We start from the raw sequence: 16,446 nt of genomic DNA, 5'->3' as shown, positions 1-16,446 counted from the left end.
AACATAAGACACCAGCCAGCCTTGTCCAGTACGTCAGAACTCACAGTCCGGATCATTACTGCCCAAAGAAGCGGAAGAGGCGGTTCAGGCCGCCTGTCCCCCATAGTCGCGCTCATCGGAAATGACCTTGCCGTCATTCGGCAGGCTGCCTTCGGCCATGCATTCAACGGCGCCCTTCAGCTTGGTCACCTCCCGAAGGGTTGCGGCGATGGCAGAGGCCGTTTCCGAAGTGGCTGTTTCCACCTGCAGGGTCATCACGTCCTGCTCGCTGGCGCGTGTGACAACGAGCCGCGCCTTGCGGATTTCCGGATGACGGGCGAGCACATCGGCGATCTGCACCGGATCAACGAACATGCCCTTTATCTTGGTGCGCTGATCGGCCCGGCCCATCCAGCCCGCAATGCGCTGTCCTGTGCGCCCGCAAGGCGACTGGCCGGGCAAAACAGCCGAAAGATCCCCCGTGCCGAAGCGGATCATCGGATAGGTCCGGTTGAAATTGGTGACCACCAGCTCGCCAACCTCACCATCAGCCACGGGCGTTCCCGTACCGGGACGCACGATCTCGACGATATAGTCCTCGTTGACGATCATGCCGCTGCCAGCCTCGCTCTCATAGGCAATGACGCCCAGTTCCGCCGTGGCATAGCACTGAAGAACCGCAATGCCGCGCGCCGCATAATCCGCCCGCAGCGAGGGAAACAGCGCGCCGCCGGAGACAAGCGCCCGCTTGAGGCTGGACATATCCCGCCCCATCTCGGCTCCCTTGTCGAGCAGCACCTTCAGGAAGTCGGGCGTGCCGACATAACCGGACGGCTTCAGCGTTTCGACGGCCTCCAGCAGCATTTCCGTGTTGCCGACGCCGCCGGGGAAGACAGTACAGCCGAGCGCACGCGCACCGTGGTCGAGCAGAAAGCCGCCCGGCGTCAGGTGATAGGAGAAAGTGTTGATCACAACATCACCCGGCCGGAACCCTGCTGCTTCCAGTGCCCGGGCCACGTTCCACGGGTCCTGCCCTTCCGGCTGCGGCTCCCAGATCGGCCCCGGAGACATGAACACCCGCTGCACGCCCCTGAGGGAGCCGGCCAGAAAGCCGCCAAAGGGCGGCTCCGCCTTCTGGTGCTGCAGCAGATCCGACTTGCGCAGAACCGGCACGGATGCCAGCGCCTGCCGCGAGGTCACGGCTGCAGGGTCCACGTCCTTCAGATGACGGGCCCAGCCGGGCGCTTCCTCCCGCGCGTGGCGCAAGATTTCCGGAAGCCGGGCAAAAAGCTCCGCCTCGCGCTGATCCGGCGACCGCCGTTCGCGCGCTTCACGATGTTCCGCCGTCATAGCCTGTCCTCGCTTGCTTCGCCTTGAAATACCTGCGCTGGTTACGCCAGCCACCGCTTGCGGCGCTTGTAATGCTTCACATCGCGGAAGGACTTGCGGCCCTCACCGCCAACACCAAGGTAGAATTCCTTGACGTCCTCATTTTCGCGCAGCGCCTTGGCCTCGCCATCGAGCACGATACGGCCCGATTCCACGATGTAGCCGTAGGTGGCGTAGCGCAGGGCGATGTTCGTGTTCTGCTCGGCGAGAAGGAAGGACACACCCTGCTCCTCGTTGAGCTGCTTCACGATCTCGAAAATTTCTTCCACCAGCTGCGGTGCCAGTCCCATGGAAGGCTCGTCCAGCAGGATCATGCGCGGCCGGCTCATCAGCGCCCGGCCGATGGCGCACATCTGCTGCTCGCCGCCGGACGTATAGCCCGCCTGACTGCGCCGCCGCTCCCGCAGGCGGGGGAAGTAATTGTAGACCATCTCCAGATCAGCCTTCACCGCCCCGGCCCCATCGCGCCGCGTGTAGGCGCCGGTGAGCAGGTTTTCCTCGATGGTCAGATGGCCGAAGCAGTGGCGGCCCTCCATGACCTGAATGCAGCCGCGCCGTACCAGATCGTTGGGAGAGAGGTCCTGCACCTGGTCGCCCTTGAAGGTGATGCTGCCCTTGGTCACATCCCCGCGCTCGGCGCGCAGCAGGTTGGAAATGGCCTTCAGCGTCGTGGTCTTGCCTGCGCCATTGGCCCCCAGAAGGGCAACAATGCCGCCTTCCGGCACAGTCAGGGACACGCCCTTCAGCACCAGGATGACGTGATCATAGATCACCTCGATGTTGTTCACAGACAAGATGGGGCTGCTGGCCGCAGCCGGGCTGGAAGCTTGAAGCACGGGTCTGATCCTCTTTCGGCATTTCCCTGCCGCGGGCGGTTCATGCCCGCGGCAGAAAGCATCCTTGAACTGACGTCAGTTCGGGCAGGGCTCCGTCCGGGCCGGCCAGGGGGCGTTCTTTTCCGTGTACTCCTTGGCAGCGGCCTCAAGCAGCGGGCGCACGACATCCTTCATCGGCTCGATCCAGTCCGAAGCCTTCACCCACTTGGTGCCATCCCACTCCTGGATGTAGACCGGGTGCGAACCAGCGTGATCTTCGCAGGTGACCTTCATCGGATGAGCGAAACCGGCGAGGCCGATCTCCTCGAGACGCTCTGCCGTGATATTCAGCGATTCAAGGCCGATGCGCACATCTTCGCCGGTCAGAACGGTCTTGCCGGTCTTTTCCTGCGCGGTGCGAATGGCTTCAGCCATCAGCACAGAATTGAGGACGCCGCGGTTGTAGAGGACATTGCCGAAATTGGCTTCGGTGGTCTGCGACTTGCCGGCGTCAACGACCAGCTTCTTGATGTCGGCCAACGCCGGATAGTCGGTGCCGAGGCCGGAGATGTTCAGCGCCTTGTAGCCTTTGGCACCAGCCCCGCCGGCAGCTGCATCATCATCGCCGGCCGACCACCAGACGCCGATCATCTTGTCCATCGGGAAGCGCGTCTTGACCGCTTCCTTGATGGCGGTCGGGTTCATGGCGCCCCAGCCCCACATGATCACATAGTCAGGACGGTCGCGGCGGATGTTGAGCCACTGCGAAGACTGGTTCTGCATTTCCTTGGCTGGAACCGGATACTGGGTCACCTCAAAGCCGTAGTCCTTCGAGAGCTGTTCCAGCAGCGGGATCGGCTCGCGGCCGAATCCGGCGTCGAGGAAGATGTAGCCGATCTTCTTGCCCTTCAGCTTGTCCATGCCGCCTTCCTGCTCACCAATGTACTTGATGATCACGGACAGGCCGTCCCAGTAGGTGTCCGGCACGTTGAAGACCCAAGGGAAGGTATTGCCGATGGCGGCTGCCGACAGACCATAGCCCATGGACAGGACAGGGATCTTGTCGACGCCTGCTTTCGGGATGATCTGCAGCGTGGTGCCGGTGGAATACGGATTGTACATCAGGGCGCCCTTGCCCTTGGTCGCCTCGTAGCACTCCATGCCCTTCTGCGGATCGTATCCCGTCTCGCATTCCTCCAGAATGATCTTGACGCCGCCGATGCCGCCATCGCGCTCGTTCAGCATCTGCAGATAGTCATACATGCCGTTGGCAATGTGGATGCCCGAGCCTGCAAAGGCGCCGGTCCGGTAGGTGAGGAGCGGGATGTAATTGCCATCCGCCGCCGCTGCGGGCTGGGCCGCGAAGGGCGCGGCCACCCCCAGCGCAAGGACGGTGCTCAATGCGATTGCCTTGAAGTTCATGTTGCTTTCCTCCCAAAGAACGGCTGGAGCCCGTATCCGCTTGTCTTTGCCTTTGTGGCGGTTGCCGGGTCCGGCCGGATTTGATTGCGTATGGCCATCAGTATGGGAACGGCCACACCCGAAGCTTCTGCTTGCCGATCTGCCACAGCCGGGCGAGACCATGCGGTTCCACGATCAGGAAGAAGATGATCAGCGCGCCCACGATCATGTGAGCCAGATGCTGGATCGTCTCGGCCCCCACCTCGATGCCTGTCATTGCCGGAATGGCGCGCAACAGGACCGGCAGGATCCAGATGAAGGCGGCCCCCAGAAACGACCCGCTGATGCTGCCAAGCCCGCCCAGAATGACCATGAACAGAATCTGGAACGACAGGGCGATCGAGTAGGACGAGGGTTCGGCTGCATTGAGCCAGAAGAACACCATCATCGCACCCGCCACGCCGCAGATATAGGACGACACCGCGAAGGCCAGCAGCTTGGCCCGGAGCGGGCGGATGCCGATCAGTTCCGCCGCAATGTCCATGTCGCGGATCATCATCCAGGACCGGCCGATGCGGCCGCGGATCAGGTTCGACACCAGCACCGCAATGGCGAGCGTGATGCACAGCACGATGAAGTAGCGCGTCAGCGGCGCGGCCTCGGCCCCCGCAATGGTGATGCCGAACATCGTGCGGTGCGGGATCTCGATGGCGCCGGAGGCGTTGTAATTGTAGAGCCAGCCGATGCGGATGAAGCACCATTCCAGGAAGAACTGCGCCGCCAGTGTCGTCACCGCCAGATAGAGCCCCTTGATGCGCAGGCTCGGCAGGCCGAAGATCGCGCCGATGCCAGCTGAAAACACGCCCGACACCAGCACCAGCAGGATCACGTTCACATCCGGAAAGATGGAGGTGAGCTTGTAGGCCGCATAGGCGCCAACACCCATGAAGGCACCGGAGCCGAGGGAAAGCTGTCCGGCAAAGCCCGTCAGCACGTTGAGCCCGATCGCCGCCAGCGAGAACACCAGGAACGGGATCATGATCGAGCTCAGGAAGAAATCATTAGCCAGGTAAGGAACAGCAACGAAGGCACCAAAGATGAGGATCGCAATGCCGATCCGGTCCTGCCGGATCGGGAACAGCGCCTGATCCGCCTCGTAGCTCGTCTTGAACTGGCCTGCCTCACGGTAAAACATGGGACCTCACACGCGCTCGATGATGCGTTCGCCGAAGAGACCTTGCGGACGGAACAGAAGGAAGATCAGGGCGATGATATAGGCGAGCCAGGATTCGATGCCCCCGCCCACCAGCGGACCCCAGTAGATCTCGCCGAGCTTCTCGCCGAAGCCGATGATCAGCCCGCCGATGATGGCGCCGGGGATGGAAGTGAAGCCGCCAAGGATCAGCACCGGCAGAGCCTTGAAGGCGACGATCTCCAACGCGAAGGACACATCCGAACGCGCGCCCCACATGATGCCTGTCACCAGCGCCACGATGCCGGCGGCAAACCACACGATGGCCCAGATCTGGTTCAGCGAGATGCCGACGGAAAGCGCTGCCTGATGGTCATCGGCCACCGCCCGCAGCGCCCGGCCGATGCGGGTCTTGTTGAAGAAGATGCCGAGGCTTGCCACCATCAGCATGGCGATCACCGCTGCCGCAATGTCGATGTGCTGCAGGATGACGAGACCGCGCTCGCCGAACTCGATGGCGGTGGAGCCCGTGGGCAGCCACAGCTCTTCGGTGATCATGCGCTTCGGCTCGCCGCCGAAGATGAACTCGCCAAAACCGATGAGGAAGTAGGTCATGCCGATGGTCGCCATCAGCAGGATGATTTCCGGCTGGTTCACCAGCGGCCGCATCACCACCCGCTCGATCGTATAGGCCAGAAGCCCCATCACACCGATGGTCAGCAGCAGCGCCAGAAACGCGGGGACCCCGTGCTCATAGAGCCCGACAAGTGTCAGCCCCGCGAACACCACCATGATGCCCTGCGCGAAATTGAAGACGCCGGACGCCTTGAAGATCAGCACGAAACCGAGGGCAATCAGGGCGTAGAGAATGCCCGCCACAAAGCCTTCCCACAGCACCTGCAGCAGGAAGTCCGGCTGCTCGGCCATCTGCGCAAAAGGCAGGATGAAGATATCATAGAGCATCGCCGCCTCCTTAATGCGCCACGCCGAGATAGGCGTCGATGACTTCCTGACTGGCCTGCACCTCGGCAGGGGGCCCATCGGCGATCTTCTTGCCGTAGTCGAGCACGACCACCCGGTCGGACAGGTCCATGACCACACCCATGTCATGCTCGATGAGGGCGATGGTGGTGCCGAACTGCTGGTTCACGTCGAGGATGAAGCGGCTCATGTCCTCCTTCTCCTCAAGGTTCATGCCGGCCATCGGCTCGTCGAGCAGCAGAAGCTCCGGCTCCATGGCCAGTGCACGGCCCAGTTCCACCCGCTTCTGCAGGCCATAGGGCAGCTTGCCCACCGGCGTCTTGCGGATGGCCTGGATCTCCAGAAAGTCGATGATGTCCTCGACCTTGCGGCGGTGCTCGATTTCCTCGTCCCGCGCCGGGCCGTAATGCAGGAGCTGCCAGAAGAAGTTGCGGTGCATCTTCAGCGACCGGCCCGACATGATGTTGTCGAGCGTGCTCATGCCCTTGAACAGCGCCACGTTCTGGAAAGTGCGGGCGATGCCCTGCGCCGCCGCATCATAGGGCCGCATCTTGCTGCGGGTCTGCCCTTTCCAGGTGATGGTACCTTGCTGGGGATGGTAGAAGCCGTTGATGACATTGAGCATCGACGTCTTGCCCGCCCCATTGGGGCCGATGATGGCGCGGATCTCCCCCTTGCGGATGTCGAAGGAGATATTGGTAATCGCCTTCACACCGCCGAAGGAAAGCGAGACGTTCTCGATCTTCAGCAGCACCTCCGGTGCGGGTGCAACTTCGGCTTCCGGCTCCACCGGCTGCATGCTGGTTGCTGTCATGGCGTTCATTCTGCAGCCTCCCGCATGGCCTGCACCGGGGCGTGCGGCGTCATGTCCCTGATCTCGACCGTGGCCTCGATAACGCCCGTGCGGCCATCCTCGAAGGTGACTTCAGTGCGCACATGGCGCGAGGTGGAGCCGTCATAGAGCCCCTCGATCAGCGGGGCGTAGCGCTCGGCAATGAAGGACCGGCGGACCTTCTGCGTGCGCGTCAGCTCGCCGTCATCGGCATCAAGCTCCTTGTGCAGAATGAGGAAGCGGTGGATCTGCGCGCCTGCCATCATCGGCTCTGCCGCCAGATCCCGGTTCACCTGGTCCACATGCTGCTGGATCATCCGGTAGACGTCCGGATGGGCGGCAAGCTCCTGATAGCTGGCGTAGTTGACGTTGTTGCGCTCCGCCCAGCTGCCCACCGCCGTCAGGTCGATGTTGAGAAATACGCCGACGAAATCCCGCTCATTGCCGAAGGCGACCGCCTCCTTGATGTTGGGGAAGAACTTCAGCTTGTTCTCGATGTATTTCGGCGCAAACAGCGCACCGGTGTTGAGCTTGCCCACATCCTTGGCGCGGTCGATGATCTTGAGGTGGCCGTTGGGGGCAATGAAGCCAGCGTCACCGGTGAAGACCCAGCCATCTTCCGTCTTTGTGGTGCGGGTGGCCTCGTCGTTCTTGTAATAGGCGACGAAAGTGCCCGGCGAGCGGTAGAGCACCTCGCCATTCTCCGCGATCTTCAGCTCCACCTGCGGGGCGGGCTTGCCGACCGTATCGGCAAAGATCTCGCCATCCGGCTGCAGGGTGATGTAGACGCTGGCTTCCGTCTGGCCGTAGAGCTGCTTCAGATTGAGGCCAAGCGAGCGGTAGAAGCTGAAGATCTCAGGCCCGATGGCCTCACCCGCCGTGTAGCCGACCTTCAGCCGGGTCAGGCCGATGCGGTTCTTCAACGGGCCATAGACAAGCACCTCACCAAGGCCATAGAGCAGCCGGTCCATCAGCGGCACCGGCTGGCCATTGAGTATCTTCTCGCCAGACCGGCGGGCAACGCCCATGAAATAGTCGAACATGGCCTTCTTCATCCGGCCCGCGTCTTCCATGCGCACCATGATGCGGGTGAGCATGCTCTCGAAGACGCGCGGCGGGGCGAAGAAGTAGGTCGGCGCGATCTCCAGCCGGTCCAGATCCACCGTGTCGAGGCTTTCCGGGCAGTTGACGCAGTAACCGGCCGTATAGGCCTGGGCCAGCGAGAACACGTGGTCGCCGATCCAGGCAAGCGGCAGATAGGCGAGGATATCCTCGCTCTCATCCAGCTTGTCGAAGGCATTGGCGTTGCGCGCCGAGATGATCAGATTGTCGAAGGACAGCATCACGCCCTTGGGGCGGCCGGTGGTGCCGGAGGTGTAGAGCATCACGGCAATGTCACTGCCCCTGCCCTTTGCCAGCCCCTCTTGCCAGGCGCTGAGCGCCTTCGGGTCTGATGCCATATGCTGTCGGCCAAGATCCTGCACGCCGGTGAAGCTGTGAAGGCGGGTATGATCATAGTCCCGCAGGCCACGCGGATCGTCATAGATCAAGGCACTCAGGCTCGGCACGCTCTCCGACATGGAGAGAAGTTTGTCGACCTGCTCCTGATCCTCCACAACCGCAAAGCGAACTTCGGCGTGACCCAGAACATAGGCCATTTCCTCTGCGACAGAATCTGCATAGACGGGAACCGGCACGGCGCCCAGAGCCTGAGCCGCTACCATCGACCAGTAAAGCCGGGGTCTGTTGGCGCCGACAATTGCGATCTTGTCGCCGGCCTTCAAGCCGAGCTGGCTGAGACCGATTGAAAAGCTGCGCGTCTCGTCAAGAACTTCTGACCAGGTCCAGCTTTGCCAGATACCAAGGTCTTTTTCCCGCACTGCAGTACGGCTTCCAAGTTCTTTCGCATTGCACAAGAGAATCTTCGGAAAGGTGTCCGCACCCTCCCTCGCAGCGCTGGTCAATCTTGCCATCGCGTCGTCCACCCTCCGCAGCGCCCCGTTTGCCGGAGTCGCGTTTTGACCCTCATGAAACGCCTTCCTCCCGAAGGGCCGCAAGCTCTTTCTTTGGAGGAGCCTGCGGATGTCTCACCATGGGTTGCATTTGACGGTAGACCCGGTGCATTGCGCCAGTATGTTCAGACTGTGACGAATTATTTCACAGCCATCCTCCATTCATCCGATGGCTGACTGGTGTTCCCTCCGGCCTTCTGCCTAAACTCACGCCATGACGATCAGCTCCGGCACCACCGAATATATCGACATGCTGCAGGCTGCCCTGGATCACGTGAATCAGGGCTTCTCTGTCTTCGACGCAAACCTGCAACTGGTGGCCTGGAACAGGGGCCTGTGGGAGATGCTGGACTTTCCGCAGGAACTGGCCCGGCGCGGTGCGCATCTGGCGGAGTTCCTTCGGGTCAACACGGAGCGCGGGGAATACGGTCCCGGTGATGTGGAAGGCAAGATCCAGCGGCGGCTGGAGCGGGCGCGCCAGTTTGTCCCGCATTATTTCGAACGTATCCGCCCCAACGGCCAGGTCATTGCCGTGCGTGGCACGCCTCTGCCGCAAGGCGGGTTCGTCACCATCTACACCGACATCACCGAGGAGCGGCAGCGGCAGGAGAAGCTGGAGCGGACCGTGGCCGAGCGCACCCGCGCCCTGCGCCAGAGCGAGGACTGGCTTCGCTTCGTTACCGACAACATTCCCGCCCTTGTCGCCTACATGGCCCCGGACACGGGCTCCGGCGCCGGTCCCGTCTTCCGCTTCGCCAACCGGCGTTATGCGGAATGGTTTGGCCATTCCATCGCCTCCATCGCCGGGCGCCCGGCGCGGGAAGTATTGGGGACGGAGCTCTTCACCGAGTTGCAGCCGCAGATCGAGCATGCGTTCAGCGGCCATGCGGTGTCCTACGAGTACAGCCGCCGCAAGCCGAACGGTGAGCTTGCCTACATGCGCTCCACCCTCATTCCGGACATGACTGTAGACCGGCGCACGCTGGGCGTTTTCGTGCTGTCGCTGGATGCCACGGAGCAGAAGCGCAACGAGGCGGCGCTTGCCCAGTCGCAGCGCATGGATGCGGTCGGCAAGCTGACCGGCGGGCTGGCGCATGACTTCAACAATCTGCTCGCCATCCTGATGGGCAATCTCCTCAGCCTGAAGCGCAAGGGCAGTGAGGTAACACCCGCCGATGTGGAGGCACACCTCGCCCCCATGCTGCAGGCGGCGCAGCGGGGGGCAGACCTGACCCAGCGCATGCTGGCCTTCAGCCGGGGCCAGTCCTCGGATTTGCAGACGGTGGAACTGGCCCCGCTTCTGGCCAACACCGCAACGCTGCTGCATGGCTCCCTCCCCGGCGCCATCAGCCTGTCCTTTGATCTTCCCGATGAACGGCTGGTGGCGCATGTGGACCCGGCGCAGCTGGAAACGGCCATTGTCAACCTCGTCTTCAATGCCCGCGATGCCATGCCGGAGGGCGGCAGCATCACTGTCAGCCTGTCGCAGGAGCGGCTGGCGGAGCGTGATCTGCCCGGCGCGGGACTGGCCGCGGGCCCTTATGCCCGTATCAGCGTGCGGGACACCGGACAGGGCATGGATGAAGCGACACAACAACGCGCCTTCGAGCCCTTCTTCACGACAAAGCCCTTCGGCACCGGGTCCGGCCTCGGCCTGTCGATGGTCTATGGCCTTGCCCGGCAGGCAGGCGGGCATGCGGATATCTCCACAGCTCCCGGCGCAGGCACCACCGTGTCGCTGCTGTTACCGCTCAGAGCCGGTTCCAGCCATTCCGGCACCGGAGCCAGCGGCACGCAGACTGCGCTTGCCATGGGCAGCGGCGAACTAATCCTGCTGGTGGAGGATGAGGCGGCAGTGGCCGAAGCGGTCGCCCTGCAGATCCGTGACCTTGGGTATACGGTGCTGACGGCGGAAGGCCCCGCAGATGCCCTTGAGCTGGCGCGGGATGTCCCGGAAATCCGGGCTGTGCTTTCCGATGTGGTGATGCCTGGCCAGATGAACGGGCTGGCGCTCGTCCGCCAGATCCGGCAGGAGCGCCCGGACATCGGCATTGCGCTGATGAGCGGCTATGCCGACTATGGCGCCCCGGCGGAAGGGGCGGGCCAGCCCGCCGATGATGCTACTTTCCCCCTTCTGGCCAAGCCCTTTGACATGGCAGCGCTGTCCGGAACCTTGAGGAAGATCACCACCCATGACGCCTGAGACGCCCGGCACCGGAAGCAGCACATCAGCCATGTCCGGACTTGTTTACATCTGCGATGACGAGGCGGAGATCTGCGCCATTCTGGCCAGCACGCTGGAGGTCTACGGCTTCCGCTCGGTCTGCTTCCAGCTGGCGGGCAAGATGCTCGCCATGATGGACCAGCAGCTGCCCGACGCCTGCCTCATCGACCTTGGCCTGCCGGACATGGACGGCATGAGCCTGATCAACGAGATCCGCAAGCGCACCTCCCTGCCCGTCATCGTGCTTTCCGCCCGCAGCCACTCCTCCGACCGGGTGATGGGGCTCGAGATGGGCGCAGACGATTATGTGGTGAAACCCTTCGACCCGCGCGAAATCGTGGCACGGCTGCGCTCCGTGCTGCGCCGTTCGTCCGAGCGTCAGGCCACCGCTCCTGGCAAGGGCAATGCCGCCCGGTTTGCCGGCTGGACCTTTCATCCCGGCGCACTGCGCCTCGTCTCACCCTCCGGCGAGGAGGCGTTCCTCTCCACCGGCGAGGCCACCCTGCTGGAAGCCCTGCTGCGGGCCCCCAAGCGCGTGCTCTCGCGCGACTACCTGCTGGAGCACGGCGGCCGTGACGACAGCCTCGACCGCTCCATCGACGTGCGCATATCCCGCATCCGCAAGAAGCTGGCGACCGAATCGGACACGCCCCTCATCCGCACCATCTACGGCTCGGGCTACATGCTGACATCACAGGTGGACTGGGCGTAACACCCTACAGCTGCTTTACCCGTAGATCGCCTCCGGCAGCCAGGTGGCGAGCTGGGGAACGAACCAGAGGATCACAAGCATCAACAGCTGAATCAGCACGAACGGGATGATACCGAGATAAATGTCCGAACTGCGCACGGAGGCGGGCGCAACGCCGCGCAGATAGAACAAGGCAAAGCCGAAGGGCGGGGTGAGGAACGACGTCTGCAGGTTGACGGCCATCATGACGCCCAGCCATGCCGGGTGCATCGCACTGCCGTCAGGCATGGGCAGCTGCAGCAGTACGGGAGCGACCAGCGGCACCACGACAAAGACGATCTCCAGAAAATCAAGGAAGAAGCCCATCACGAACATGACGAGCATGACCGCAAGCATGGCCCCGAGTGCACCGCCCGGCAGGTCCCTCAGCAGCGAATGCACCAGCTCGTCACCGCCCAGATCCCGGAACACCAGCGAGAAGAACGTCGCGCCGATCATGATCGTAAAAACCATGGCGGTGATCTGCGTCGAAGACTGAATGACCGGCTTCAAGACGCCCGAGCGCAGCACGCGGGCAAGGCAAACCGCAATCCCCCAGGCACCGCCCAGGCACAGAACCGCGGCAAGGCTGATGCCTGCCCATTCCAGCGGCCCGATCTCAAGCCGTGTGATCCTGAGATCCACAACCCGCGACAGGGCAAGAGCCGCCAGCAGGCAGGCCGCCCCGGCATAAACCGGCAAGGGCCGGGACACGTCCGCGCGGAATCCCGCCAGAAGCAGCGCGCCCACAGCGCCCACGGAAGCCGCTTCCGTCGGCGTTGCCACACCGGCCAGAATGGACCCCAGCACGGCGATGATCAGGGCCAGTGGTGGCACCAGAACGCTGACAAGCTCTTTCAGGGTCACTTTCGCCGGCGCACCCCCATCTGCCCCGCGCATGGGCGGTGCCTTGTGCGGCGACAGGAAGGCAACGGCCATCTGATACGCAATATAGAGCCCGACGAGGCAGAGACCGGGAATGAGCGCGGCGGCAAAGAGGTCTCCCACCGAAAACGGATCCGGAGACCAGTTGCCGAGATTGCGCTGCGCCGTCTGGTAGGCGCTGGAGAGCTGGTCAGCCAGAAACACGAGAACAATGGAGGGCGGAATGATCTGTCCCAGCGTTCCGGCGGCCGCAATCGAGCCGCAGGCAAGGCGCGGGCTGTAGCCGTTGCGCAGCATGGTGGGCAGGGACAGGAGCCCCATGGTCACCACCGTCGCCCCGACGATGCCGGTGGAAGCGGCGAGCAGCGCGCCAACGATGGAGACCGACAGGCCCAGCCCGCCGGGCATCTTGCCGAAGAGGCGGCCCATCGCCTCCAGCAGGTCTTCCGCCACCTTGGAGCGCTCCAGCATGACGCCCATGAAGATGAAGAGCGGCACGGCAATCAGCGTCTCGTTCGTCATGATGCCGAAGATGCGCAGCGGGATGGCCCCCAGCGACAGGGAGGCACCGGCAAAATGCCCGATCAGCGCAAAGACAAGGGCAACGCCCGCCAGCGTGAAGGCCACCGGGAAACCGGCCATCAGACAGACGACAGCCGCAGCAAACATGAGAATGTCGAGAATGGAGATCAGGTCCATGGAGTATCTCAGCCCTCTTTGCGGGCGAATGTTTCAAGCGCCGGGGCGTTGCCCGACAAGGCGGCAGCCGCACGCAGCATCAGGGCAAGTCCCTGCAGCGCCAGCAGCCCGGCATAGACGAGAATGGCCGTCTTCAGAACATAGAGCGCCGGAATGCCTGACGTTTCACGCGAGCCCTCGCGGATCATCCAGGAGATCTGCACGAAGGGCCAGGCGTGCCAAAGCGTGACGGCGCACATAGGCAACAGGAACAGGGCAGCCCCACCCAGATCGATCAGCGCTTTGCGGGCAGGCCTGGCATCCCGGTAGAACACATCCACCCGAACATGTGCATCAATGGCCAGCGCATAGGCCGCGGACAGCAGGAACAGGAAGCCATGCATGTAGAGGATGCTTTCCTGCACCCAGACAGAGCCAGCGCCAAAGACATAACGCAGGATCACCACCGCGAACTGAACCAGAACGATTCCCAGCATCAGCCAGGACACGGCGCGGCCAATGGCCGAATTGAAGGAAGTGATCACCTGGGCGGTGCGAAACATCGCGGGGACCTTCTGGAAAAGCGAAAGGCGGGGAGGACCATCAGTCCACCCCCGCCTTCCATTCGTCAATAGCTTGCGGTCAGAAATTCAGCGACACGTCGCGATGCACCGACAGGCAAGGCGTCAGGGCAACCGCCACATCATCCGGCAAACGCGGCAGCTGGCGCAGGCCTATGGTGCCGCTGGTGGCGGCATCATAGGCGCGGATCTTCGGCAGCAGCTCGTCGAAGGCGCGCTGACGCCAGACGAGATCCTCCTTGAGCGCTGCGATGGACTTGTCCACCTCCGCCACGGCTGCCTGCGGATCGGGTGTATTGGACCGCATGATCTTGCGAGCCTCGTTGAGGCCCTTGCGGATCTCGGACGTGCCTTCAAGTGCAGACACCTCGCTGCGCAGAAGGTCGATCTGCTCCTGCACCTCGGCCACAGGCTTGGACAGGATCGCATCCTGCAGAACCGTGAACTTCTCCTCCATCTGCTGCAGGGCAGGTGCAGCCTCAAGCGCAGCAGTTACCTTCATCACAGGCTCAGAGGCATTGTCCACGAGGCGGCGGTAGGCAAGGCGGGCCTTGTTCTCCGCATCCTGAACCTTGGCAAAGCCGGTGTGAAGCTCTTCCCAGTTTGCCGGGATCTGCGCCATCAGCGCATCATGCGTGGCCTGCAGGTCCGCCATTTCCGCCTTGGCCTCTTCCCCGCGTTCAGCAGAGTAGATGCCAGTCGGGCCGGAGCGGGAAATGATCACTTCCAGCTCCTTGATTTCACGCTCGATCTTGCGCGCATCACGCTCAATCGCACGGACCTGCACCAGAACCGGACGATAGGTGACGGCAGCCTGCGTGACCGCGGCCACAGCAGCATCGATCTCTGCCATCTGCGGGATGGCCTTCCCGGCATTCTGCAAGCCGGACTTCAGCTCCTGCTGCAGATCGGAGGGCAAGCTGCTGACATCCGCATCCTTGAGCTGACTGATCGCAGTTGTGATCGCGGCACCGTTCTGACGGAACTGCTCGCTGGTGTAGGTCTCGATGCAATACTGCAGACGCGGGTTCTTCGGCGGGGGCGCGGTCTCGGACAGCAGCGATGACCGGTTCGGCAGATAGTTGACGATCTGAGGATTGAAGCCAACGATCGTCAAAGCCAGCAGCTGAATGCCGATAAAGGCGAGAACCCCCTTGTAGATCTGCACCGTCTTCACCGCCGCCGGAGCGACACCGCGCAGGTAGAACAGTGCGAAGCCGAATGGCGGGGTGAGGAAGGACGTCTGCAGGTTGAGGCCGAACATCACCCCAAGCCAGACAGCCGTCACGTTTGCGGACGGATCAGCCAGCAGGATCGGCGCTACGATGGGCACCACCACCACGGCAATCTCGATGAAGTCGAGGAAGAAGCCGAGGACGAAGACCACCAGCATCACCATGAAGAACTGCGCCCAGAAACCACCCGGCAAGCCTTGCAGGAAGTCCTTGACCAGCTCCTCGCCGCCAAAGGCACGGAATGCCGACGTCAGCATAGCCGCGCCAATCAGGATGATGAACACGAGGCACGACCCCTTCGCCGTTTCCATCATCACTTCACGCAGCGTGTTCTCCGTCACCATGGTGCGCCAGCCGCTCCAGATGACAGCGAAGACCAGCAGGGAGACCGCAATGGCGGCAATGACGATGCCCGTCACGTCACCGCTGGACGCCACCCGCTTGATGTTGGTGTCATAGAAGCTGACCGCGACGGCAATGCCCAGCAGTGCGAGAATGGCGAGAATTGCGGGTGTGTAACGCCCGCCGTTGCCGTTGCCCTCACGCAGGCGGTAGCCGGCCATGACCATCGAGCCGATGGCACCAACAGCACCGGCCTGGTTCACCGTGGCAATGCCCGCCATGATCGAACCAAGCACCAGCACGATGAGCGCCAGCGGCGGCACCAGGGTGATGAAGACCTGAAACAGGAACTGCCGGTCCATCTTGCCTTCGCCGCGCACGGCAGGCGCGGCCTTGGGATTGATGAGGGCAAAGCCCAGCATGAACACGATGTAAAGCCCAACGAGCAGAAGCCCCGGCAGGATGGCACCGAGGAACAGCTCGCCTGCGCTGGTGGAAGCAATGGCAAGGTCAGACGGCATCTGCCCCGGCCCGTTGGCATCACGGAACAGGGCCTGACGCAGGTTGCCGGCCTGATCGACACTGGAAGACAGCTGGTCAGCCAGAATGATCAGCACGATGGACGGCGGAATGATCTGGCCCAGCGTGCCGGAGGCGGCAATCGTGCCGGTGGCCAGCGGCACGGAGTAGTTATTACGCATCATCGCGGGCAGCGAGATGAGACCCATGGCCACCACAGTGGCACCAACGATGCCGGTGGTTGCTGCCAGCAGCGCACCCACCAGAATGACCGAGATGCCAAGGCCGCCCGGCACCGGCCCGAACAGCCGTGCCATGGTGATCAGCAGGTCCTCTGCGATCTTGGACCGCTGCAGCATGATGCCCATGAAGATGAACAATGGAATGGCTATGAGCGTGTCACGCTCCGCCTCCCAGTAAACTCCGCGGAAGTTCGTGACACCCGCACTCAGCCACTGGCTTGGTCCGCCATGCGCGAAATAAGCATCCACGCTGCCGGCAAAAAGATAGCCGGAAACACCGGCAAGGAAGATGGTGATGATGGCCGATCCCGGCAGGGCGAAAGCGACGGGGAATCCCGAGCCCAGCGCCGCCGCCATCAGCACGATCAGCAGAATGAGAAAGAAAAGATCCATGATGCTGGTCCCGCAA

Annotated in this window: 12 protein-coding genes; 2 read left to right on the top strand and 10 right to left on the bottom strand. The window is 62.8% G+C overall.

The genetic code is table 11. From position 1 onward, the window contains the following. Nucleotides 1-84: 84 nt before the first annotated feature. The 7 genes from V6L75_RS12555 to V6L75_RS12525 all read right to left on the bottom strand — a co-directional run bounded on the left by V6L75_RS12555 (nt 85) and on the right by V6L75_RS12525 (nt 8,562). Nucleotides 85-1,329 (bottom strand): phenylacetate--CoA ligase family protein, encoded by a 1,245-nt coding sequence (locus tag V6L75_RS12555; protein ID WP_334251850.1) that lies wholly within the window; start codon nt 1,327-1,329, stop codon nt 85-87. 41 nt (nt 1,330-1,370) lie between these two features. Further along, nucleotides 1,371-2,204, bottom strand: a complete 834-nt coding sequence (locus V6L75_RS12550) for an ABC transporter ATP-binding protein (RefSeq protein WP_334251849.1) — start codon at nt 2,202-2,204, stop codon at nt 1,371-1,373. 75 nt (nt 2,205-2,279) lie between these two features. Then, a complete protein-coding gene (locus V6L75_RS12545; protein ID WP_334251848.1) occupies nt 2,280-3,605 on the bottom strand; it encodes an ABC transporter substrate-binding protein in 1,326 nt (441 codons plus the stop codon). Between the two features lie 97 nt (nt 3,606-3,702). Then, nucleotides 3,703-4,779 carry a branched-chain amino acid ABC transporter permease gene (locus V6L75_RS12540; RefSeq protein ID WP_334251847.1) on the bottom strand — a complete coding sequence of 359 codons (1,077 nt, stop codon included), beginning with the start codon at nt 4,777-4,779 and terminating at the stop codon, nt 3,703-3,705. Between the two features lie 6 nt (nt 4,780-4,785). Next, nucleotides 4,786-5,739: a branched-chain amino acid ABC transporter permease gene (locus V6L75_RS12535; RefSeq protein ID WP_334251846.1), complete on the bottom strand. Its 954-nt coding sequence runs from the start codon at nt 5,737-5,739 to the stop codon at nt 4,786-4,788. Between the two features lie 10 nt (nt 5,740-5,749). Then, nucleotides 5,750-6,571 (bottom strand): ABC transporter ATP-binding protein, encoded by an 822-nt coding sequence (locus tag V6L75_RS12530; protein WP_425498736.1) that lies wholly within the window; start codon nt 6,569-6,571, stop codon nt 5,750-5,752. 5 nt (nt 6,572-6,576) lie between these two features. Continuing rightward, nucleotides 6,577-8,562 carry an AMP-binding protein gene (locus V6L75_RS12525; RefSeq protein WP_334251844.1) on the bottom strand — a complete coding sequence of 662 codons (1,986 nt, stop codon included), beginning with the start codon at nt 8,560-8,562 and terminating at the stop codon, nt 6,577-6,579. Between the two features lie 253 nt (nt 8,563-8,815). On the opposite strand from V6L75_RS12525, the gene V6L75_RS12520 reads away from it, so the two are divergent. Beyond that, nucleotides 8,816-10,804 (top strand): PAS-domain containing protein, encoded by a 1,989-nt coding sequence (locus V6L75_RS12520; RefSeq protein ID WP_334251843.1) that lies wholly within the window; start codon nt 8,816-8,818, stop codon nt 10,802-10,804. Between the two features lie 31 nt (nt 10,805-10,835). Beyond that, nucleotides 10,836-11,537, top strand: a complete 702-nt coding sequence (locus V6L75_RS12515) for a response regulator transcription factor (protein WP_334251842.1) — start codon at nt 10,836-10,838, stop codon at nt 11,535-11,537. A gap of 15 nt (nt 11,538-11,552) precedes the next feature. Here V6L75_RS12515 and V6L75_RS12510 read toward each other — a convergent pair whose 3' ends face one another. The 3 genes from V6L75_RS12510 to V6L75_RS12500 form a co-directional block, all read right to left on the bottom strand. Further along, entirely contained in the window at nt 11,553-13,139 is a 1,587-nt protein-coding gene (locus V6L75_RS12510; protein WP_334251841.1) for a TRAP transporter large permease, read from the bottom strand. A gap of 8 nt (nt 13,140-13,147) precedes the next feature. Next, entirely contained in the window at nt 13,148-13,681 is a 534-nt protein-coding gene (locus V6L75_RS12505; protein ID WP_334251840.1) for a TRAP transporter small permease subunit, read from the bottom strand. 79 nt (nt 13,682-13,760) lie between these two features. Further along, nucleotides 13,761-16,430: a TRAP transporter large permease gene (locus tag V6L75_RS12500; RefSeq protein ID WP_334251839.1), complete on the bottom strand. Its 2,670-nt coding sequence runs from the start codon at nt 16,428-16,430 to the stop codon at nt 13,761-13,763. Between the last annotated feature and the right edge of the window lie 16 nt (nt 16,431-16,446).

The organism is Pannonibacter anstelovis (genome assembly GCF_036881715.1).
GTDB classification, from domain to species: domain Bacteria; phylum Pseudomonadota; class Alphaproteobacteria; order Rhizobiales; family Stappiaceae; genus Pannonibacter; species Pannonibacter anstelovis.
Note: the sequence above shows the minus strand (reverse complement) of the source record. Positions and strands in the feature narration are given on the sequence as shown.

Bases quoted from the DNA above. Each gene is read 5' to 3' on its own strand.
- V6L75_RS12555 (WP_334251850.1), bottom strand. From the start codon at position 1,329: ATGACGGCGGAACATCGTGAAGCGCGCGAACGGCGGTCGCCGGATCAG.
- V6L75_RS12505 (WP_334251840.1), bottom strand. From the start codon at position 13,681: ATGTTTCGCACCGCCCAGGTGATCACTTCCTTCAATTCGGCCATTGGC.
- V6L75_RS12530 (WP_425498736.1), bottom strand. From the start codon at position 6,571: ATGACAGCAACCAGCATGCAGCCGGTGGAGCCGGAAGCCGAAGTTGCA.
- V6L75_RS12540 (WP_334251847.1), bottom strand. From the start codon at position 4,779: ATGTTTTACCGTGAGGCAGGCCAGTTCAAGACGAGCTACGAGGCGGAT.
- V6L75_RS12525 (WP_334251844.1), bottom strand. From the start codon at position 8,562: ATGGCAAGATTGACCAGCGCTGCGAGGGAGGGTGCGGACACCTTTCCG.
- V6L75_RS12510 (WP_334251841.1), bottom strand. From the start codon at position 13,139: ATGGACCTGATCTCCATTCTCGACATTCTCATGTTTGCTGCGGCTGTC.
- V6L75_RS12515 (WP_334251842.1), top strand. From the start codon at position 10,836: ATGTCCGGACTTGTTTACATCTGCGATGACGAGGCGGAGATCTGCGCC.
- V6L75_RS12500 (WP_334251839.1), bottom strand. From the start codon at position 16,430: ATGGATCTTTTCTTTCTCATTCTGCTGATCGTGCTGATGGCGGCGGCG.
- V6L75_RS12520 (WP_334251843.1), top strand. From the start codon at position 8,816: ATGACGATCAGCTCCGGCACCACCGAATATATCGACATGCTGCAGGCT.
- V6L75_RS12535 (WP_334251846.1), bottom strand. From the start codon at position 5,739: ATGCTCTATGATATCTTCATCCTGCCTTTTGCGCAGATGGCCGAGCAG.
- V6L75_RS12545 (WP_334251848.1), bottom strand. From the start codon at position 3,605: ATGAACTTCAAGGCAATCGCATTGAGCACCGTCCTTGCGCTGGGGGTG.